We start from the raw sequence: 18599 nt of genomic DNA, 5'->3' as shown, positions 1-18599 counted from the left end.
ACGAGATTGGGGATGAGGGGATTCGGGATGGGTCGACGACCGCCTCTCGAATCTCCGATGCCGAATATCCAATCCCGGCATTGCAACAACGGCCAAAGGCCGGGGGCTTTCGCCCCCAGCCTTCAGTGCATCGCCTTGAACGGCTGGCGATGCAAGGGACTGCTTACTTGACTTCGACCTTCGCGCCAGCGGCTTCCAGGTCCTTCTTGAACTTGTCGGCGTCTTCCTTCGACACGGCTTCCTTCAGGACGCCGCCGGCCTCGGTGAGGTCCTTGGCTTCCTTCAGGCCCAGGCCGGTGATGGCGCGGACGGCCTTGATGACGTCGACCTTCTTGGCGCCGGCGTCGATCAGGATGACGTTGAACTCGGTCTGCTCTTCGACCGGCGCGGCGGCCACGGCCGGACCGGCAGCGGCGACCGGGGCGGCGGCGGAGACGCCGAACTTGTCTTCGATGGCCTTGACCAGCTCCATCACTTCCATGAGGGTCTTTTCGGCGATTGCGTCGACGATCTGCTCGTTAGACAGGGACATTGTGATTACCTTTGGAATTTTTTCTGGATGAGGTTCTAGTGAACCGTTTCAGGTGTCGCGAACTTAAGCCGTTTCGGCCGGGGCTTCCGCTTCGGCGTCGGCAGGTGCGGCGTCGCCGCCACCCTGCTTGTCGCCCACAGCCTTGACCGCACGGGCGAACATGCTCGCCGGCTCGGCCAGGACGCGCGCCAGCATGGCCAGCGCCTGCTCGCGGGTCGGCAGCGACGCCAACACCTCGAGATGAGCGGCCGGATACAGCTGACCACCCAGCGACACGACCTTGGCCTGCAGCTTGTCGTTACCCTTGGCGAATTCCTTGATCAGACGACCGGCAGCGCCGGGTTCTTCCGTCGAGAACGCATACAGCAGCGGACCGACCAGCGCGTCCTGGACGCACTCGTATTCGGTACCGGCAACGGCACGCGCGGCCAGGGTGTTCTTGACAACACGCAAGTACACACCGGTTTCGCGCGCCTTCTTGCGCATCGCGGTCATTTGCGAGACCGTGATGCCGGCGTACTCGGCAGCAACCAAGGAGTGGGCCTTCGCGGCGACGTCGGCCAGTTCGGCGACGACTTCTTGCTTCTGGGACAGATTGAGAGCCATTGCACTCCTCCGTTAAAGCCGGGAGTTGAAATGCGCGACCTGGGATGCGTCAGGAGCGATACCGCCGCTCTTGCCAATCCCCAATCCCGAATCCCGAATCCCTGCTTCAAACTTACTCCGCTCGCGGCTCCTGCCGCTTGCGGTCCTGGGCGGCCTCCATCCTGGATGCCGGGGATGCCGCATGGCATCCCAGTTGGTGGCCGTTCCAGACCTGGAGTGAGCGCGCCCGGAACACCGGGCTGGCCTGCACCAGAAAAACTCCAGAAAGGCGGCACCATCTACGCCGGCGCGTCCCCGAGGGGACTGGATTAAGCGATCCCGCTGTACCGACGGCGACTCCTTGCCGTGTCGAGCTTCCGTGCCCGTCGTCGGTGTGCGCAGACCGCGCCTGCGGTCTTTGACGGCTTCGCGTCGGGTTGCCCCGGGCGACGCCTTCAAAAGGGTGGAACCGGCGCCGCACCTCGCGGGCGGCGCCGTGTTGCGATTACTTCAAGGACAGCGACGCCTGATCGATGGTGACGCCCGGACCCATGGTCGAGCTCACCGAGATCTTCTGCAGGTAGGTGCCCTTCGAGGTCGCCGGCTTGGCCTTGACCAGGTCCAGCAGCAGCGCCTGCAGGTTGCTCTTCAGCGCGTCGTCTTCGAAGCTGGCCTTGCCGATGGTGCAGTGGATGATGCCGGCCTTGTCGGTGCGGTAGCGCACCTGGCCCGACTTGGCGTTCTTGACCGCTTCGGCCGGGTTGGCGGACACGGTGCCGACCTTGGGGTTCGGCATCAGGCCGCGCGGGCCCAGCAGGGTGCCCAGCTTGCCGACGACGCGCATCGCGTCCGGGGTGGCGATGACCACGTCGTAGTTCAGGTCGCCGCCCTGCATCTTCTCGGCCAGGTCGTCCATACCGACGGCTTCGGCACCGGCGGCCAGCGCCTCATCGGCCTTGGCGCCGGCGGGGGCGAACACCGCCACGCGCACGCTCTTGCCGGTACCGGCCGGCAGCACGGTGGAACCGCGCACCTGCTGGTCGGACTTCTTCGCGTCCACGCCCAGGCGCACGGCCACGTCGACGGCTTCGACGAACTTGGCCTTGCTGGTGGTCTTGACGATCTTCAGCGCTTCGTCGATCGAATACGCCTTGCCCGGCTGCACGGCAGCACGGATCGCTTTCTGTCGCTTGGTCTGTGCCATTGCTTAACCCTCCACCGTCAGGCCCATGCTGCGGGCGGAACCCGCAATCGTGCGTACCGCCGCTTCCAGCTCCGCCGCCGTCAGGTCGGCTTCCTTCGCCTTGGCGATCTCTTCGAGCTGCTTGCGGGTCACCTTGCCCACCTTCTCGGTGTTCGGACGCTTGGAGCCGGAGCTGACGCCCGCGGCCTTCTTCAGCAGCACGCTGGCCGGGGTGCTCTTGGTGACGAAGGTGAAGGTACGGTCCGAATAGGCCGTGATGATGACCGGAGTCGGCAGGCCCGGCTCCAGCTTCTGCGTGGCGGCATTAAACGCCTTGCAGAATTCCATGATGTTCAGGCCACGCTGACCCAGCGCAGGACCGACCGGCGGCGAGGGGTTGGCCTGACCGGCCTTCACCTGCAGCTTGATGTAACCGACGACTTTCTTTGCCATTTTAGTGTCTCCGGGTGCTAGCGCCTAAACCGCAGGCTCCCCATCGCGACGGGAAAATCACGTGTCCCGCCATCACGTTTTTGAAGTGCGCAGAAAGCCGCCTCGCGGCGGCTTCCGTTCTGCCCGGCGGCTTGCCTGGACAGGGAGCCGCGCAGTATAGCAGAGATTTTGGCGCCCGGCGCAGCCGCGCCGGGGCGGGCTCAGGCCTTCTCGACCTGGCCGAATTCCAGCTCCACCGGGGTGGAACGGCCGAAGATCAGCACCGCCACGCGCAGGCGGCTCTTCTCGTAGTTGACTTCCTCGACCACGCCGTTGAAGTCGTTGAACGGACCGTCGGTGACGCGGACCATCTGGCCCGGCTCGAACAGCACCTTCGGACGCGGCTTCTCCACGCCATCCTGAACGCGCTGCAGGATCGCATCGGCCTCTTCGTCGCGGATCGGCAGCGGACGATCGGCGGTACCGCCAATGAAGCCCATCACCTTCGGCGTCTCTTTGACCAGGTGCCAGCTTTCGTTGTCGATGCGCGGAATGCCGCCTTCCTCGTGGGTCTCGATCTGGACCAGCACGTAACCCGGGAAGAACTTGCGCTCGGAACGGCGCTTCTGGCCGGAGCGCATCTCGATCACTTCCTCGGTGGGCACCAGCACGTCACCGAAGCGCTCCTGCATCTCGTCACGCGCAATACGGTCGCGCAGCGCTTGGGCCACGGACTTCTCGAAGCCTGAATAGGCGTGAACGACATACCAACGCTTCACTGCTGCACTCTCCTCAACGGCTCACGAACCACTGCATCAGCTTCTGGATCAGGAAATCGAACCCGCCCAGCAACAGACTCAGAATGATCACCACCACGATCACCACCCAGGTGGTGCGGATGGCTTCCTGGCGGGTCGGCCACACCACCTTGCGCAGTTCGAAACGGGATTCGGACAGGAACTCGCGGCCCTCGCGACCCTTGGCCGTCAGCAGGAACACCGCGGCACCGGCGACCAGGCCGGCCACCACCGCCAGTCCGCGCAGCGGACCGGACCAACTCCCCAGCTGTGCAGCACGGCTCGCATCGCCGAACCAGAACCAGACAAACAGGCCGGCGACCACCAGCAACGCAGCGATGACGTACTTGACGATATCGCCACCGACAGAGGCGGCGGGGCCTTTGGAATGCTCGATCTTGCTGTTCATCCGACTCTTGCTGCTATGCGACCGAGGTCACTGGATAGGGAGCGGCAGATTGGCACGCCAGGAGGGACTCGAACCCCCAACCTGCGGTTTTGGAGACCGCTGCTCTGCCAATTGAGCTACTGGCGTGTAGTAAGAACGACTGCACTTCCCTGAGACGGCGAAGGCGGACCGAAGGTTCCGGCCCGCCCTTCGCTGAACCCGACGGCTATAGCCGCCTGCACCTCGTCGGATTCCGGCGGCCGAGACCGCCATCCTGCCGTCGAGCCCGGCGGCCTTCGCCGCCGGAGGGCATTACTTGATGATCTTGGCCACCACGCCGGCGCCGACGGTACGGCCGCCTTCGCGGATCGCGAAGCGCAGGCCTTCGTCCATCGCCACCGGGTTGATCAGCGTCACCACCATCTTGACGTTGTCGCCCGGCATCACCATTTCCACGCCTTCCGGCAGCTGCACCGCACCGGTGATGTCGGTGGTGCGGAAGTAGAACTGCGGACGGTAGCCCTTGAAGAACGGGGTGTGACGGCCGCCCTCGTCCTTCGACAGCACGTACACTTCGGCTTCGAACTCGGTGTGCGGCTTGATCGAACCCGGCTTACACAGCACCTGGCCGCGCTCCACGTCGTCACGCTTGGTGCCGCGCAGCAGCAGGCCCGCGTTGTCGCCCGCCTGGCCCTGGTCCAGCAGCTTGCGGAACATTTCCACGCCGGTCACGGTGGTCTTCTGCGTCGCACGGATGCCGACGATTTCGATTTCGTCGCCCACCTTGATGATGCCGCGCTCGATACGACCGGTCACCACGGTGCCGCGGCCCGAGATCGAGAACACGTCTTCCACCGGCATCAGGAACGGCTTGTCCACGTCGCGCTGCGGCTCCGGGATGAACGAGTCCAGCGCGTCCACCAGCTTCAGGATCGCCGGCACGCCGATGTCGCTCTGGTCGCCTTCCAGCGCCAGACGGGCCGAACCGTGGATGATCGGGGTGTCATCGCCCGGGAAGTCGTACTTGCTCAGCAGCTCGCGCACTTCCATCTCGACCAGCTCGAGCAGCTCGGCGTCGTCGACCATGTCGGCCTTGTTCAGGAACACCACGATGTGCGGCACGCCGACCTGACGCGACAGCAGGATGTGCTCGCGGGTCTGCGGCATCGGGCCGTCAGCGGCCGAGCACACCAGGATCGCGCCGTCCATCTGCGCCGCACCGGTGATCATGTTCTTGACGTAGTCCGCGTGACCCGGGCAATCCACGTGCGCGTAGTGGCGCGTCGGGGATTCGTATTCCACGTGGGCGGTCGAGATCGTGATGCCGCGCGCCTTCTCTTCCGGCGCCGCGTCGATCGCGTCGTACGCCTTGAACTCGCCGCCGAAGCGCTCTGCGCCGATCTTGGTCAGCGCCGCGGTCAGCGTGGTCTTGCCGTGGTCGACGTGACCGATGGTGCCGACGTTGACGTGCGGCTTGGTGCGCTCGAACTTACCCTTGGCCATGGCTGCTTCTTCTCGGTGATCGTAGAAAGATTTGACGACTGAATATGGTGCTCACGAAAGGAATCGAACCTTCGACCTCCTCCTTACCAAGGAGGTGCTCTACCGACTGAGCTACGTGAGCGTTGTTCTATTGTGACACAAGCGCGTTCAATGGAGCGGGAGACGGGAATCGAACCCGCACCATCAGCTTGGAAGGCTGAGGTTCTACCGTTGAACTACTCCCGCTACGGGATGCCGCACTGCCACAACAAAATAACTGGTGGAGGGAGGTGGATTCGAACCACCGAAGGCGTAAGCCAGCAGATTTACAGTCTGCCCCCGTTGGCCGCTTGGGTATCCCTCCAACTTACCCACTCGAACCCGGCTGCGAAGCCGAAATCAGAGAGGGGTGAAACAGCCCGCTATTCTTCCCTGACATCCCCGCCTTGTCAACAGTATTTTGACGCGATGTCGCAGGAAATCGTCGTTGCTTGCGCGCGCCCGGCCAGGACACGCGCACGCATCAGACGTTGAAGCGGAAATGCAGGATATCGCCTTCCTGCACGCGGTACTCCTTGCCTTCCAGACGCAGGCGCCCGGCCTCCTTGGCACCGGCCTCGCCCTTGTACTTGATGAAGTCGTCGTAGGCGATGGTTTCGGCGCGGATGAAGCCCTTCTCGAAGTCGGTGTGGATCACCGCCGCGGCCTGCGGCGCGGTCGACCCGGCCTTGACCGTCCAGGCGCGCACTTCCTTCACGCCGGCGGTGAAGTAGGTCTGCAGCCCCAGCAGGGTGTAACCGGCGCGGATCACCCGGTTCAGGCCCGGCTCGCTCAGGCCCAGATCGGCCAGGAACGCATCGCGGTCGGCGTCGTCCAGTTGCGACAGTTCTTCCTCGATCGCCGCCGACACCGGCACCACCTCGGCGCCCTCGGCGGCGGCATGCGCGCGCACCGCATCCAGGTGCGGATTGTTCTCGAAGCCGTCTTCCAGCACGTTGGCGATGTACATCACCGGCTTGAGGGTGAGCAGGAACAGGTCGCGCACCAGCGCCTTCTCTTCCTCGTCCAGCCCGGCGTTGCGCCCGGCCTTGCCCTCGGCCAGCGCGGCCTGCAGCTTGGCCAGCACCGGCTTGCGCGCCGCCGCGTCCTTGTCGCCACCCTTGGCCGAACGCTCGGCGCGGTTGAGCGCCTTCTCGACGCTGTCCAGGTCGGCCAGGGCCAGCTCGGTGTCGATGGTCTCGATGTCGGAAACCGGGTCAACCTTGTTGTTCACGTGGATGATGTCGCCATGCTCGAAGCAGCGCACCACGTGGGTGATCGCATCGACCTCGCGGATATGCGCCAGGAACTTGTTGCCCAGGCCCTCACCGCTGGCCGCACCGGCGACCAGGCCGGCGATGTCGACGAACTCGACCGCGGTCGGCACGACCTTCTGCGGATTGATGATCGCCGCCAGCGCGTTCAGGCGCGGATCCGGCACCGGCACCACGCCCACATTCGGCTCGATGGTACAGAACGGAAAGTTGGCCGCGGCGATGCCCGCCTTGGTCAGCGCATTGAACAGGGTCGACTTGCCGACGTTGGGCAGGCCGACGATGCCGCATTTGATGCCCATGTTTCAGATTCCGGGATTTGGGATTCGGGATTGGAGATTCGCCCAGCCGCGCGGCCGCGAATCCCCAATCCCCAATCACGCACCCCTGCTCGTATGCAACCGCTTCATCGCCTCGTTGAAATCGCCCTGCACGGCCAGCGGCAGCACATCGATGGCGTCGTCGATGGCGCGATCGATGAGCAACTGGTCGTCCTTGCCGGCGCGTCCCAGCACCCACGGCACCACCTTGTCCTTGTGGCCGGGATGGCCGATGCCGATGCGCAGGCGGTGGAAGCCGGCATGCCCGAGCAGGCGGATGGTATCGCGCAGTCCGTTCTGGCCGCCGTGGCCGCCGTCGAACTTGAGCCGCGCCGTGCCCGGCGCCAGGTCCAACTCGTCATGCGCCAGCAGCGCCTGCGCCGGTTCGATCTTCCAGAAACGCAAGGCGGCCGTGACCGACTTGCCGCTGAGATTCATGAAGGTGGCCGGCTTCAGCAGCCACACCGACTGCCCCGCGACCTCGACCTTGGCGGTCTCGCCGAACAGCTTGGCGTCCACGCTCCAGCGCGCCCCGGCCCGCTCGGCCAACGCGTCGACAAAACGAAACCCGGCGTTGTGCCGGGTGTTCGCGTGTTCGGCGCCGGGATTGCCCAGGCCGACGATCAGACGCAGACCAGTCATGCGCAATGCATCGCCGCGACGTCCGGACCGATGGCCCGGACGCCGCGCAGGCGATTACTTGCCGTCCTTCTTGGCCGGCTCGGCGGCAGCCGCCGCGTCGGTGGCTTCCGGCTCTTCCTCGACACGGCCGTGCTTGGCGATGACCACCGCCACGTCGTGCTCCTTGCCCAGCTTCAGTTCCGGCAGCTCGACGCCGGCCGGCAGCTTCAGGTCGGACAGGTGGATCACGTCGCCGACCGACAGCGCGGCCAGGTCGACTTCGACGAACTCCGGCAGGTCCTTCGGCAGGCACACGACCTGGATTTCGTTCAGCTCGTGGGTGACGACCACTTCGGCCGACTTGCCGGCCGGGGACACGTCCTCGTTGATGAAGTGCAGCGGCACCGAGGCGTGCAGCGCCTCGTTGTCGTTCACGCGCTGGAAGTCGATGTGCATGATCAGCTGCTTGAACGGGTGACGCTGCATATCGCGCAGCAGCACCTTCTGCACGTCGCCGTTCAGGCTCAGGCTGAGGATGGACGAATAGAACCAGTCGTTCTGGCTGGCCAGCCAGACTTCGTTGTGGTCGAGCTGGATGTTGACCGGCTTCAGATCGCCACCGTAGACGATCGCCGGGATCAGGCCGTCGCGACGGAGGCGGCGGCTCGCACCCTTGCCCTCGACTTCGCGGCGCTGAACCTTGATTTCATGCGTGGTTGCCATTTGCGTTTACTACCTTGGTTGAATGAACCGCCTCGCGGCGGTTTTGATGACTCTTCCGCGACCAGAAGAGTCTGTGTGGAGCAGGGATTGGAGATTCGGGATTGGGGATTGGCCGAAGCGGCGCTGTTGCGAATCCCGAATTTCGAATCCCCAATCCCTGCCCTGAATCAGTCGACGTACAACGAGCTCACCGACTCGCCGAAGGCGATGCGGCGGATGGTTTCGGCCAGCAGCTCGGCGACGCTGAGCTGGCGGATCTTGCCGCAGGCGCGGGCAGCCTCCGACAGCGGAATCGTGTCGGTGACCACCAGTTCGTCCAGCTGCGAATTGCTGATGTTGCTCACCGCCGGGCCGGACAGCACCGGATGCGTGCAGTACGCGGCGACCTTCAGGGCGCCCCGCTCCTTCAGCGCGGCTGCGGCGGCGCACAGGGTGCCGGCGGTGTCGACGATGTCGTCGACCAGCACGCAGGTCTTGCCCTCGACGTCGCCGATGATGTTCATCACCGTGGACACGTTGGCGCGCGGACGGCGCTTGTCGATGATCGCCAGGTCCGCATCGTCCAGGCGCTTGGCCACCGCGCGAGCGCGGACCACACCGCCCACGTCCGGCGACACCACGATCAGATTGTCGGTGCCGTAGGCGCGCCAGATGTCGGCCAGCAGCAGCGGCGAGGCGTAGACGTTGTCGACCGGGATGTCGAAGAAGCCCTGGATCTGGTCGGCGTGCAGGTCGACGGTCAGCACGCGGTCGGCGTTGACCGCGCTGAACATCTTCGCCGCGACCTTGGCGGTGATCGGCACGCGCGAGGAGCGCATGCGCCGGTCCTGCCGCGAGTAGCCGAAGTACGGCACCACCGCGGTGACGCTGGCGGCGCTGGCGCGCTTGAGCGCGTCGATGATCACAAGCAGCTCCATCAGGTTCTCTGCGCTGGGCGCGCAGGTCGGCTGGATCACGAACACTTCCTGCCGGCGCACGTTCTCCTCGATCTCCACCTGCACTTCGCCGTCGGAGAAGCTGGAGACCATCGCCTTGCCGGGGCGCACGCCCAACTCGCGGCAGATGCTTTTGGCCAGGGGCTTGTTGGCGTTGCCGGAGAACACCAGCAGGTTGCGTTGGTCTTGCATGAGGGGTCTCTCGGGTGGCTGCAAAGAGCGTGTGGCGACGAAAAGAGGGTGAATCGGAACGCGAGGAGAAGCGATGCCTTTCCCGTTGAATCCCCGCACATGGAGGTGCGGGCTCTTGCAGAGGGATCTGCATACCTAAATGGCAGGGGCGGTAGGATTCGAACCTACGAATGCCAGGATCAAAACCTGGTGCCTTGGGCCTCTTGGCGACGCCCCTGCGTAAACCTGTGTCAAGCCTCCAGCGCGTCGAGCAGCGGCGAACGCGGAACACCACCTGCCACCCAGGCGCGCATCCCGTCCGGCAAGTCCGCCAGCGCGCGCACGGCGGCAGCGCGATCGGCGAACTCGACGAAACAACCACTCCCCGACCCGGTCAGGCGTGGCGTGCCGATCCGAGCCAGCGCCTGGAACGTGGCCTGGACGGCCGGTTCGCGGCGAAGCAGGATCGGCTCGAACGCGTTGCCGAGCAGGAAACCTGAAACGAAGTCCGCTATTTTCGCGGGCGCAGCATCCCGCGTCAAATCCGGGGACTGGAACAGGGCCGCGGTGGGCACGTGCACCCCCGGGTCGGCCAGCACATACCAGGCCGGCGGCAGGGTGATCGGGGTCAGTTGCTCGCCCACTCCCTCGGCCCAGGCGTCGCGCCCGCGCACGAACACCGGCACGTCCGCGCCCAGCGACAGGCCGAGGCCGGCCAGGGCGTCTTCGTCCAGCCCGGCGCCCCACAGGGCGTTCAGCGCCACTAGCGCGGTCGCCGCATCGGACGAACCGCCACCGAAGCCGCCGCCCGCCGGAATGCGTTTTTCAACGCGGATATCCACACCATGGGCGACATTCGCGACTTTTTGCAGCAGGCGCGCGGCACGCACCAGCAGGTCGTCGGCCTCGGCGACGCCGGCCACGGACGGACCGATCCGCGCCACCACCCCGTCCGCACGCGGCCGCAGGTGCACCGTGTCGCCCCAGTCCAGCAGGCGGAACACGGTCTGCAACTGGTGGTAGCCGTCCGGCCGGCGGCCGGTGATCTGCAGAAACAGGTTCAGCTTCGCCGGGGCCGGCCAGGACGACCAGCCCCCGTCGGTGCCCCCGCTCATGGCGCAGGCACGGTCCAGGCGTCGACCAGCAGGCGCACCTTGGCGTCGCCGTTGCGCGCCTCGATGCGCCGCGGCAGCGCCGGACGGCCGTCGCTGGGCGGATACCAGTCCTGGAATTCGATGTCCCAGCCCATCTGCCGCAACGTATGCGGCCGGCCCTGCGCGTCGTAGTCGACCCGCTCCGGCGCCTGCGCGTCGGTCGCCACCAGCCCGCGCACCCAGTCGGGCAGCAGGTTGACCGGGATCTCCCAGCCGGTCGCCTCCAGCAGCAGCTGTTCGGCGTTCTCGCCATCGCGCGGACCGCCCTCCAGCCCCTCCAGGCGCCCGGCCTCGGAGTGGCTGTCGCCGGTCAGGCGCCAGCTCTGCCGGGTCACCGGCGCGCTGAGCTGCACCTCGTACTGGCGCTGCCGTTGCGCCCAGTCGATGCGGCCGCTGCCGCCGTTGCGCCCCTTGGTGATCGCCACCCGGCCCTGGAACGACCAGTCCGGATGCGCTTGAAGCCACTGCGCACGCGCGGCCTCGGCCTGCTGCGCAGCGGCGTCGGGGGCGGCAACGGCGACCGGCGATGGGGCGCGGGTCGGCAGCGCGCTGCAACCGGCCAGCAACAGCCCGGCAGCCAGCGCCCAGGCGGTGCGCAGGCCGGCCGTCACGGCGCCACCTTGTCCAGGGCGCGGCGCAGCGCGCGATTGTCCGGATCGAGCTTGCGCGCCTCGTCGAAGTACTTGTTTGCCTCCTCGTGCTTGCCCTGCTCCCACAGCACCTGGCCGATGTGCGCGGCGATCTCCGGATCCTTCACCAGACTCCAGGCACGGCGCAGTTGCACCAGCGCCTCCTGGGTCTTGCCGAGCCGGTACAGCACCCAGCCGTAGCTGTCAATGATCGCGGCATTGTCGGGATCGGCGGTGCGGGCGCGGTCGATCAGTTGCAGCGCCTCGCGATAGCGCTTGGTGCGGTCGGCCAGGGTGTAGCCGAGCGCGTTCAGCGCCGCCACGTTCTCCGGGTCGGTGACCAGGATCTTGCGCAGGTCGGCCTCGGCGCGGTCGATGCGGTCGCGACGCTCCCAGGACAGCCCGCGCGCGTACAGCAGCGCGTTGTCGTCCGGATACGCAGCCAGGCCGCGTTCGAACACCTGCAGCTCGCCGGCGTCGTCGCCGCTGCGCTGGCGCAGTTCCGCCTCCAGCACGTAGGCGTCGCGGCGCGCGGCATCGTCGGCCTCGGCATCGTCCTGCAGCGCGCGCGCCTCGGCGAAGGCCGCGTCCTTCTGGCCGAGCGCGTACAGCGCGCCGGCGGCGCGCAGCCGCGCCTCGCTACGCAGCGGGCCGCCCGGCACGCCGCGGTACCAGTCCACTGCTTCCTGATTGCGCTTGAGGAACTCTGCGATCTTGCCGAGCAGCAGGCGCCGCTCCGGATCCGGCCGGTCGGCGCCCTTGCGCAGCTCGTCGTACAGCGCAGTCAACGCCGCATTGTCCTGCAGCTTGGCCAGCATCGAGGCGCGCAGGCCGTAGTTCTGCGTGGTCTGCGGCCCCAGCGCCAGCACCCGCGCCGCGGCGGCGGTGTCGCCGATGGCGTCGTAGGCATAGGCCAGCGCGGTGCGCAGTTCCGGGTCGCCGGACACCTTGGGCTCCACGCCCTGCAGCAACGCGCGCGCCTGTTCGGTCTTGCCCGCCTGCTGCAACTGCGTGGCATGCAGCAGCGCCACGCGCGGCTCCTGCGGGAAGCGCCTGACCAACTGGTCGACGATACGCTCGGCCAGCTTGGGCTGGTCCAGGCGCAGCGCCAGGCGCCCGAATTCCTGCCAGGCCTCGAGCTGGTCGGGGATGGCATTGGCGTCGAGCAACTGGTCGAGGGCCTTGGCGGCGACCTCCGGATCGCGGTTGCCGCTGACCAGGGCGATCAGGGCGAAGCGCCAGCCGCGCGGGTCCTTGTCGCGCAGCAAGGCTACCAGCAGGCTGCGCGCCTGGCGCAGGTTGCCGTTGCGCAGGGCCAGCGAGGCCTCGGCGCTGCGCATGGCCAACGACTCGGGCGCGCGCTGCCGCCACAGCGCCAGCGCCTGGGCGGCGGCCGCGGTGTCGTTGGCCAGCATCGCGATGCGGGTGGCGCGCTCGGCCAGGCCGGCATCGCCAGGGCTGTCGTTGGCGGCCTGCAGGTACCAGCGCGAGGCGTCGGCCAGTTGCCCGGCCTGCAACGCGAACTCGCCGGCCAGCACCGGGGTCATCACGTCCTGGGCGGGACTCGGCGCCTTGGCCGCGGCCGGTGCGGCCACGGCGGCGATTGCGGACAGCAGCAGAATGGTACGGATGCGAATCAATGCGGGCATCGGAAGCGGCCGGGCCGTAAAATGGGGCCCTGAATGGCCAGCAGCTTATCGCAAGCAACTGAACAGATGACGTTGTGGGTGCTCGGATTGAACCACCAGACCGCGCCGGTCGACCTGCGCGAACGGGTGGCATTCGCCGGCGACGCATTGCCGCGCGCGCTGCAATCGCTGCGCGGGCTGCCCGACGTCGCCGAGGCGGCGCTGCTGTCCACCTGCAACCGCACCGAGCTGTACGCCATCGCCGGCGATGCGCAGCACCTGGCCGACTGGCTGGACTCGCATGCCGCCGGCCTGCACGGCTATCTGTACCAGCACCAGGACGCCGACGCGGTGCGGCACCTGTTCCGGGTCGCCACCGGGCTGGACTCGATGGTGCTGGGCGAACCGCAGATCCTCGGCCAGGTGAAGGACGCCTGGTCGCTGGCGCGCGAGCATGGGGCGATGGGCAGCCGTCTGGACCGGCTGTTCCAGCAGACCTTCTCGGTCGCCAAGCGCGCGCGCACCGACACCCGGGTCGGGGCCAATCCGGTCTCGGTCGCCTCCACCGCGGTACGCCTGGCGCAGAGCTCCTTCGCCCGGCTCAGCGAATCCACCGTGCTGCTGGTCGGCGCCGGCGAGACCATCGAGCTGGCCGCCAAGCATCTCAGCGAGGGCCGCGTGCGGCGCCTGCTGATCGCCAACCGCACACTCACCCATGCGCAGGAACTGGCCAGCCGCCACGGCGGCGTGGCGCTGCCGCTGAGCGAGCTGGAGCGCCACCTGCACGAGGCCGACGTGGTGTTCTCGGCCACCGCCGCGCGCGAGCCGGTGGTGACGCGGGCGCAGGTCGAGCAGGCGCTGCGCGCACGCAAGCACAAGCCGATGCTGCTGTTCGACCTGGCGGTGCCGCGCGACATCGAGGCCGGCGTGGCCGACCTGGCCGACGCCTACCTGTACACCGTCGACGACCTGGAGCGCGCGGTCGAGGACAACCGCCGCGGCCGCCGCGAGGCCGCCGAGGCGGCCGAGGCGATCATCGACCTGCAGGTCGTGCGCTACATGGAGGCACTGCAGGCCAGCACCCGGCAGGCGCCGCTCAAGCGTCTGCGCGCGCACGGCGACAGCACCCGCGACGACGTGCTGGCCAAGGCGCGGCAGCAGTTGGCGCACGGCAAGCCTGCCGACGAGGTGCTGGAATTTCTCGCCAACACCCTGACCAACCGCCTGCTGCATCCGCCCACCGCCGCGCTGCGCGAGGCGGCGCTGCGCGGCGACGCCGACCTGGCCCGCGCCGCCGAGCGCCTGTTCCCGGAAAAGCCGGGCTATTTCCACCCGATCCTGAAGACCGATGACACCGACCCTGCGCCGTAAGCTGGAGGCGCTGGCCGAGCGTCGCGAAGAACTCGAACGCCTGCTGTCCGACCCCGAGGTGGTGAGCGACAACACCCGCTTCCGCGATTACTCGCGCGAGTTCGCGCAACTGGAGCCGGTCGCCGCCGCGCTGGCCGCCGAGGCCGCGGCCAAGGCCGACCTGGCCTCGGCCGAGGCGATGCGCGCCGATCCGGAACTGCGCGAACTGGGCGAGGAGGAAATCGCCGCCGCGCAGGCGCGCCTGGCCGAACTGGACGCGGAACTGGCGCTGCTGCTGGTGCCGCGCGACCCGCGCGACGACGGCAACCTGTTCCTGGAAGTGCGTGCCGGCACCGGCGGCGACGAGGCGGCGATCTTCGCCGGCGACCTGTTCCGCATGTATGCGCGCTACGCCGAACGCCAGGGCTGGAAGGTGGAGGTGGAATCGGACAGCCCCGGCGAGCACGGCGGCTACAAGGAGGTCGTGGCGCGCATCGTCGGCCGCGGCGCCTACTCCAAGCTCAAGTTCGAATCCGGCACGCACCGCGTGCAGCGCGTGCCGGCGACCGAGTCGCAGGGCCGCATCCACACCTCCGCCGCGACGGTGGCGATCATTCCCGAGGCCGACGACGTGGAGGAGATCGCGATCAACCCGGCCGACCTGAAGATCGACACCTTCCGCTCCTCCGGCGCCGGCGGCCAGCACGTCAACAAGACCGAGTCGGCGATCCGCATCACCCATGTGCCCAGCGGCGTGGTGGTGGAGTGCCAGACCGAGCGCAGCCAGCATGCCAACCGCGACAAGGCGCTGAAGCGGCTCAAGGCGCAGTTGCTGGAGGCCGAGCGCAGCAAGCAGGCTGCGGCCGAGGCGCAGGACCGCAAGCTGCAGGTCGGCAGCGGCGACCGCAGCCAGCGCATCCGCACCTACAACTTCCCGCAGGGCCGCATCACCGATCACCGCGTCGAGGGCCTGACGCTGTACGACCTGCCGAACGTGATCGAGGGCGACCTGGATGCGCTGATCGGACGCCTGAGCCACGAGCATCAGGTCGACGAACTGGCGCGCCTGAGCGACAGCCCATGAGCGTGCGCGTGCGCCAGGCCGATGCGCACGACCTGCCGGCGCTGGCAACCCTGTTCGATGCCTACCGGCAGTTCTATGGGCAGGCGCCGGACGCGGCGACCGCGTACGCGTTCCTGGCCGCGCGCCTGGCCAACGCCGAGTCGGTGGTGCTGCTGGCCGAGCGCGATGCGCAGGCCGCCGGCTTCGTGCAGTTGTATCCGTCCTTCTCCTCGGTGCGGGCGGCGCGGCTGTGGATCCTCAACGATCTGTACGTGGCGCCTGCGCACCGCCGCCACGGCGTGGCGCAGGCGCTGCTGCATGCCGCCGAACGCTACGCCGCGGACGATGGCGCAGCGCGCATCGTGCTGGAGACGGCGCAGGACAACCTCTCCGCGCAGGCTCTTTACCGCGCCTGTGGCTGGCAGCAGGACCTAGGCGCGCAGCACTACGTCAAGGCGCTGGTGCCGTGAACGTGCACCGCCCGCGATCGGTCGCGGCCGCCACGGCCGCATGAACGGCGGCGGCGCCGACGAACGCCTGCAACTGCAGGCCGCGGTGCGGCGCGATCCGCAGGATTTCCTGGCCTGGGTGATGCTCGCCGACGCCGAACTCGGCGCTGGCGCGGTGGCGGCCGGCGAACAGGCCGCCGTGCGAGCGCTGCAGTTGCGCCCGGGGCATCCGGAGGCGCTGGCGCGGCTGGGCCGGGTGCGCTGGACCCAGGGTCGTCATGCCGACGCAGCGCAGGCATTGCGCGAGGCACTTCGGCAAGCGCCGCAGCACCCGGGCATCGCGGTGTGGCTGGGCCACGCCCTGGAAGACAATGGCGAGGCGGAAGCCGCGGCACAGGCCTATGCGCATGCGCACGCCTTGCTGCCGCAGGAACCGTCGATCGCCGCCTACCTGCTGAACTGGCGCCGCAAGCTGTGCGACTGGCGCGGACTGGACGCGCTGTCGCAGCAGGTGCGCAGCGCGGTGCGACAGGGACACCCGGCGATCGAACCGTTCGCCTTTCTCAACGAGGACGCGGGCGCGGAAGAACAACTGCGCTGCGCACGCAACCGCGCCCAGGCGCTGGCGCGCTCCCTCGCACCACTGCCCGCTGCGCAGGTGCGCGGCGATGGCCCGCTGCGCGTCGGCTTCCTGTCCAACGGCTTCGGCGCGCATCCGACCGGCCTGCTGACCGTCGCCCTGTTCGAGCACTTGCGCGCGCATGCCGACCTGCAGGTGCACCTGTTCGCGCTCAACGGCGACGACCGCAGCGCGCTCCGCGCGCGCCTGCAGGCGGCTACACGTGCCTGGCACGACGTGGCCGGGCAGCCGCATCGGCAGATCGCCCAGCGCATCCGCGATACCGGCATCGACCTGCTGTTCGATCTGCGCGGCTGGGGCGGCGGCGGCACGCCGGAAGTGCTGGCGCTGCGCCCGGCGCCGGTGCAGGTGAACTGGCTGGCCTACCCCGGCACCTCCGGCGCCCCCTGGATCGACTACGTGGTCGGCGATGCCTACGCGTTGCCGCCGGCGCTGGCCGCGCACTACAGCGAGCGGGTGCTGCGGCTGCCGCGCGCGTTCCAGCCGTCCGACGACACCCGCCCTATCGGCACCCCGCCCACGCGCCGCGACTGCGGCCTGCCCGAGCACGGCACCGTGTTCTGCTGCTTCAACAACAGCTACAAGCTCGGCCCGCGCAGCATGGCGCGGATGCTGGAGGTGCTGCGACAGGTGCCGGACAGCGTGCTGTGGCTGCTGTCCGGCCCGGGCCAGGCCGATGACCGACTGCGCGCCGCCGCCGCCGCGGCCGACGTGGCACCGACGCGCCTGCGCTTCATGCCCAAGCTGGCGCACCCAGACTATCTGGCGCGCTACCGACATGCCGACCTATTCCTGGACACGCATCCGTACAACGCCCACACCACCGCCTCCGATGCCTTGTGGGCCGGCTGCCCGGTGCTGACCTGCCCCGGCAGCACCTTCGCCGCACGCGTGGCCGGCAGCCTCAACCATCATCTCGGCCTGGATGACATGAATGCCGCCGACGACGCAGCGTTCGTCGCCACCGCGGTGCGCCTGGGGCGCGATCCCGCGGCGCTGCAGGCGCTGCGCGAGCGGCTGCAGGCGCGGCGCGCGGACAGCGGCCTGTTCGACATGCAAGGCTTCGCCGACGACTTCGCCGCGCTGCTGCGCGACACCGCTTCGCGCCATGGCTGGGAAGGCGCGGCCCCGACCTGATCGATCACTTGCGGATGTGCCACAAGTCCGTGGCGGCACATCGAGCAACGGACGGCGTGGCGAGGTATCGCCAGTCAACGTCGCCATCGGCATCAGCGCACGTACACCCGCATCGCCGTCTGCCGTCGCCGAGCGCGCTCATGTCATGGCGCACAGTGGTGGCTGCAGGTCGCAGCGGCGCAGCGACGCAGCCAACGGCCGCCCGTGAGGCGCATCTGCACAGTCACCAGCGTGCAAGTCGAGCTCCCGAAGCGCTTGACCTCAAGTGAACTTGAGGTCAGACACTGCGCGCACGCTCCTCGTGCAGACCCCGCAATGTCGCTGCCGCTCCCGATTCCGATGCCCGCTCCTTCCGCCCCCGTGCGCAGCATGCTGCTCGCCGAATCCCCCCTTCCGGATCGCGCCGCGCTGCTCGACTGCATGCGCGGCCTGTGCGACCACCGGCTGCCTGCCCTGACTTGGATGGAATCGCTGGGCGATGCCCCCGACCTGCTGTACGCGCGCTGCTGCTGCGACGCGGCGCCAGCGCTGCATGGACTGCTGCGCGCACGCCTGCCGGCGCTGCGGCGGACGCTGCGGCGCTACCGGCGCATCCGCAGCGGCGTATCCGATCCGCACCGGGCAGCGTCCTGCGTGGTGATGACGCGCGTCCCGACCCGCAATGGCGCGCAGGCGCAGGACCGCGCCGATGCCGCCTTCGCCGCCCTGCAGGATGGCGCGCATGCGCTGCGCGGCCTGATCGCCGCGCACCTGTACCTGTCCGACGACGGCCGCACCCTGCTCGAATGCACCGAGTGGCAGAGTGCGGAGGCACAGCGACGCGCCCTGCAGCGCGAACCCGAGCGCCTGCCGCTGGCCGCCGATCGTGCCGCCAGCGTCCGCCGCTTCCGGCCACGTACCCTGGTCCTGCCATGCGACGGCGCGACCCCGGCCCACCTCCACGCCTGAATCGACAGTCGCGCGCCAGCAACGTGCGCGGACGCAACTCCCCGCAGGGCGGCGGTTTCAGCGCGCGACCAACACGCCCAGGCGCACACTTCGGCGGCCCGAAGCGCCCCGATTGCCGT

19 protein-coding genes and 5 tRNA genes are annotated in these 18599 nt (G+C 68.3%); 5 read left to right on the top strand and 19 right to left on the bottom strand.

The genetic code is table 11. The annotated features are described in order from the left end of the window. Window positions 1–163: 163 nt before the first annotated feature. From rplL to PIQ37_RS13465, 19 genes are all read right to left on the bottom strand, one after another. The gene (gene rplL / locus PIQ37_RS13555; protein ID WP_010341338.1) at window positions 164–532 is read right to left on the bottom strand and encodes a 50S ribosomal protein L7/L12; all 369 of its coding nucleotides are present in this window, start codon (window positions 530–532) and stop codon (window positions 164–166) included. 63 nt (window positions 533–595) lie between these two features. Then, a complete protein-coding gene (gene rplJ, locus PIQ37_RS13550; RefSeq protein ID WP_010341340.1) occupies window positions 596–1138 on the bottom strand; it encodes a 50S ribosomal protein L10 in 543 nt (180 codons plus the stop codon). A 484-nt stretch (window positions 1139–1622) separates the two neighbouring features. Further along, window positions 1623–2321: a 50S ribosomal protein L1 gene (rplA, locus tag PIQ37_RS13545; RefSeq protein ID WP_048490044.1), complete on the bottom strand. Its 699-nt coding sequence runs from the start codon at window positions 2319–2321 to the stop codon at window positions 1623–1625. Window positions 2322–2324: 3 nt separating this feature from the next. Then, on the bottom strand, window positions 2325–2753 hold the full coding sequence (rplK, locus tag PIQ37_RS13540; protein WP_010341342.1) for a 50S ribosomal protein L11: 429 nt from the start codon (window positions 2751–2753) through the stop codon (window positions 2325–2327). A gap of 200 nt (window positions 2754–2953) precedes the next feature. Then, window positions 2954–3511, bottom strand: coding sequence for a transcription termination/antitermination protein NusG (gene nusG / locus PIQ37_RS13535; RefSeq protein ID WP_267095795.1), 558 nt, complete (start codon window positions 3509–3511; stop codon window positions 2954–2956). 13 nt (window positions 3512–3524) lie between these two features. Beyond that, the gene (gene secE, locus PIQ37_RS13530) at window positions 3525–3938 is read right to left on the bottom strand and encodes a preprotein translocase subunit SecE (protein WP_017908390.1); all 414 of its coding nucleotides are present in this window, start codon (window positions 3936–3938) and stop codon (window positions 3525–3527) included. A 50-nt stretch (window positions 3939–3988) separates the two neighbouring features. Continuing rightward, window positions 3989–4064: transfer RNA gene (locus PIQ37_RS13525), tRNA-Trp, on the bottom strand. Between the two features lie 165 nt (window positions 4065–4229). Then, window positions 4230–5420, bottom strand: coding sequence for an elongation factor Tu (gene tuf, locus PIQ37_RS13520; RefSeq protein WP_342073870.1), 1191 nt, complete (start codon window positions 5418–5420; stop codon window positions 4230–4232). Between the two features lie 45 nt (window positions 5421–5465). Continuing rightward, a tRNA-Thr gene (locus tag PIQ37_RS13515) sits at window positions 5466–5541 on the bottom strand. Between the two features lie 30 nt (window positions 5542–5571). Further along, window positions 5572–5645: transfer RNA gene (locus PIQ37_RS13510), tRNA-Gly, on the bottom strand. A gap of 32 nt (window positions 5646–5677) precedes the next feature. Further along, a tRNA-Tyr gene (locus tag PIQ37_RS13505) sits at window positions 5678–5763 on the bottom strand. A gap of 159 nt (window positions 5764–5922) precedes the next feature. Then, the gene (gene ychF / locus PIQ37_RS13500) at window positions 5923–7014 is read right to left on the bottom strand and encodes a redox-regulated ATPase YchF (RefSeq protein WP_010341267.1); all 1092 of its coding nucleotides are present in this window, start codon (window positions 7012–7014) and stop codon (window positions 5923–5925) included. 75 nt (window positions 7015–7089) lie between these two features. Continuing rightward, entirely contained in the window at window positions 7090–7674 is a 585-nt protein-coding gene (gene pth / locus PIQ37_RS13495; protein ID WP_342073869.1) for an aminoacyl-tRNA hydrolase, read from the bottom strand. 54 nt (window positions 7675–7728) lie between these two features. Then, on the bottom strand, window positions 7729–8376 hold the full coding sequence (locus PIQ37_RS13490; RefSeq protein ID WP_017907366.1) for a 50S ribosomal protein L25/general stress protein Ctc: 648 nt from the start codon (window positions 8374–8376) through the stop codon (window positions 7729–7731). A 167-nt stretch (window positions 8377–8543) separates the two neighbouring features. After that, window positions 8544–9503: a ribose-phosphate diphosphokinase gene (locus tag PIQ37_RS13485; RefSeq protein ID WP_017911658.1), complete on the bottom strand. Its 960-nt coding sequence runs from the start codon at window positions 9501–9503 to the stop codon at window positions 8544–8546. A gap of 140 nt (window positions 9504–9643) precedes the next feature. Next, window positions 9644–9720 (bottom strand) — tRNA-Gln (locus PIQ37_RS13480). Window positions 9721–9733: 13 nt separating this feature from the next. Next, window positions 9734–10597: a 4-(cytidine 5'-diphospho)-2-C-methyl-D-erythritol kinase gene (gene ispE, locus PIQ37_RS13475; RefSeq protein ID WP_342073868.1), complete on the bottom strand. Its 864-nt coding sequence runs from the start codon at window positions 10595–10597 to the stop codon at window positions 9734–9736. After that, window positions 10594–11247, bottom strand: a complete 654-nt coding sequence (gene lolB, locus PIQ37_RS13470) for a lipoprotein insertase outer membrane protein LolB (protein ID WP_342073867.1) — start codon at window positions 11245–11247, stop codon at window positions 10594–10596. The genes ispE and lolB overlap by 4 nt, the downstream gene beginning before the upstream one ends. Next, the gene (locus PIQ37_RS13465; RefSeq protein ID WP_342073866.1) at window positions 11244–12914 is read right to left on the bottom strand and encodes a tetratricopeptide repeat protein; all 1671 of its coding nucleotides are present in this window, start codon (window positions 12912–12914) and stop codon (window positions 11244–11246) included. Before PIQ37_RS13465 ends, lolB begins: the two co-directional genes overlap by 4 nt. 66 nt (window positions 12915–12980) lie before the next feature. Between PIQ37_RS13465 and hemA the strand changes: the two genes are divergently transcribed. The 5 genes from hemA (at window position 12981) to PIQ37_RS13440 (ending at window position 18480) form a co-directional block, all read left to right on the top strand. Continuing rightward, on the top strand, window positions 12981–14264 hold the full coding sequence (hemA, locus tag PIQ37_RS13460) for a glutamyl-tRNA reductase (RefSeq protein WP_342073865.1): 1284 nt from the start codon (window positions 12981–12983) through the stop codon (window positions 14262–14264). Beyond that, window positions 14242–15327: a peptide chain release factor 1 gene (gene prfA / locus PIQ37_RS13455; protein ID WP_342073864.1), complete on the top strand. Its 1086-nt coding sequence runs from the start codon at window positions 14242–14244 to the stop codon at window positions 15325–15327. Before hemA ends, prfA begins: the two co-directional genes overlap by 23 nt. Continuing rightward, the gene (locus PIQ37_RS13450; protein ID WP_342073863.1) at window positions 15324–15776 is read left to right on the top strand and encodes a GNAT family N-acetyltransferase; all 453 of its coding nucleotides are present in this window, start codon (window positions 15324–15326) and stop codon (window positions 15774–15776) included. The genes prfA and PIQ37_RS13450 overlap by 4 nt, the downstream gene beginning before the upstream one ends. Window positions 15777–15816: 40 nt before the next feature. After that, entirely contained in the window at window positions 15817–17532 is a 1716-nt protein-coding gene (locus PIQ37_RS13445; RefSeq protein ID WP_342073862.1) for an O-linked N-acetylglucosamine transferase, SPINDLY family protein, read from the top strand. Between the two features lie 339 nt (window positions 17533–17871). Beyond that, entirely contained in the window at window positions 17872–18480 is a 609-nt protein-coding gene (locus PIQ37_RS13440) for a hypothetical protein (protein WP_342073861.1), read from the top strand. Window positions 18481–18599 lie beyond the last annotated feature (119 nt).

It is taken from the genome of Xanthomonas protegens, assembly GCF_038442435.1.
GTDB classification, from domain to species: Bacteria; Pseudomonadota; Gammaproteobacteria; order Xanthomonadales; family Xanthomonadaceae; genus Xanthomonas_A; species Xanthomonas_A sontii.
Note: the sequence above shows the minus strand (reverse complement) of the source record. Positions and strands in the feature narration are given on the sequence as shown.

Coding starts and splice junctions, on each gene's coding strand:
- rplL (WP_010341338.1), bottom strand. CDS start 532: ATGTCCCTGTCTAACGAGCAGATCGTCGACGCAATCGCCGAAAAGACC.
- rplJ (WP_010341340.1), bottom strand. CDS start 1,138: ATGGCTCTCAATCTGTCCCAGAAGCAAGAAGTCGTCGCCGAACTGGCC.
- rplA (WP_048490044.1), bottom strand. CDS start 2,321: ATGGCACAGACCAAGCGACAGAAAGCGATCCGTGCTGCCGTGCAGCCG.
- rplK (WP_010341342.1), bottom strand. CDS start 2,753: ATGGCAAAGAAAGTCGTCGGTTACATCAAGCTGCAGGTGAAGGCCGGT.
- secE (WP_017908390.1), bottom strand. CDS start 3,938: ATGAACAGCAAGATCGAGCATTCCAAAGGCCCCGCCGCCTCTGTCGGT.
- tuf (WP_342073870.1), bottom strand. CDS start 5,420: ATGGCCAAGGGTAAGTTCGAGCGCACCAAGCCGCACGTCAACGTCGGC.
- ychF (WP_010341267.1), bottom strand. CDS start 7,014: ATGGGCATCAAATGCGGCATCGTCGGCCTGCCCAACGTCGGCAAGTCG.
- pth (WP_342073869.1), bottom strand. CDS start 7,674: ATGACTGGTCTGCGTCTGATCGTCGGCCTGGGCAATCCCGGCGCCGAA.
- PIQ37_RS13490 (WP_017907366.1), bottom strand. CDS start 8,376: ATGGCAACCACGCATGAAATCAAGGTTCAGCGCCGCGAAGTCGAGGGC.
- PIQ37_RS13485 (WP_017911658.1), bottom strand. CDS start 9,503: ATGCAAGACCAACGCAACCTGCTGGTGTTCTCCGGCAACGCCAACAAG.
- ispE (WP_342073868.1), bottom strand. CDS start 10,597: ATGAGCGGGGGCACCGACGGGGGCTGGTCGTCCTGGCCGGCCCCGGCG.
- PIQ37_RS13465 (WP_342073866.1), bottom strand. CDS start 12,914: ATGCCCGCATTGATTCGCATCCGTACCATTCTGCTGCTGTCCGCAATC.
- hemA (WP_342073865.1), top strand. CDS start 12,981: ATGACGTTGTGGGTGCTCGGATTGAACCACCAGACCGCGCCGGTCGAC.
- prfA (WP_342073864.1), top strand. CDS start 14,242: ATGACACCGACCCTGCGCCGTAAGCTGGAGGCGCTGGCCGAGCGTCGC.
- PIQ37_RS13450 (WP_342073863.1), top strand. CDS start 15,324: ATGAGCGTGCGCGTGCGCCAGGCCGATGCGCACGACCTGCCGGCGCTG.
- PIQ37_RS13445 (WP_342073862.1), top strand. CDS start 15,817: ATGAACGGCGGCGGCGCCGACGAACGCCTGCAACTGCAGGCCGCGGTG.
- PIQ37_RS13440 (WP_342073861.1), top strand. CDS start 17,872: ATGCCCGCTCCTTCCGCCCCCGTGCGCAGCATGCTGCTCGCCGAATCC.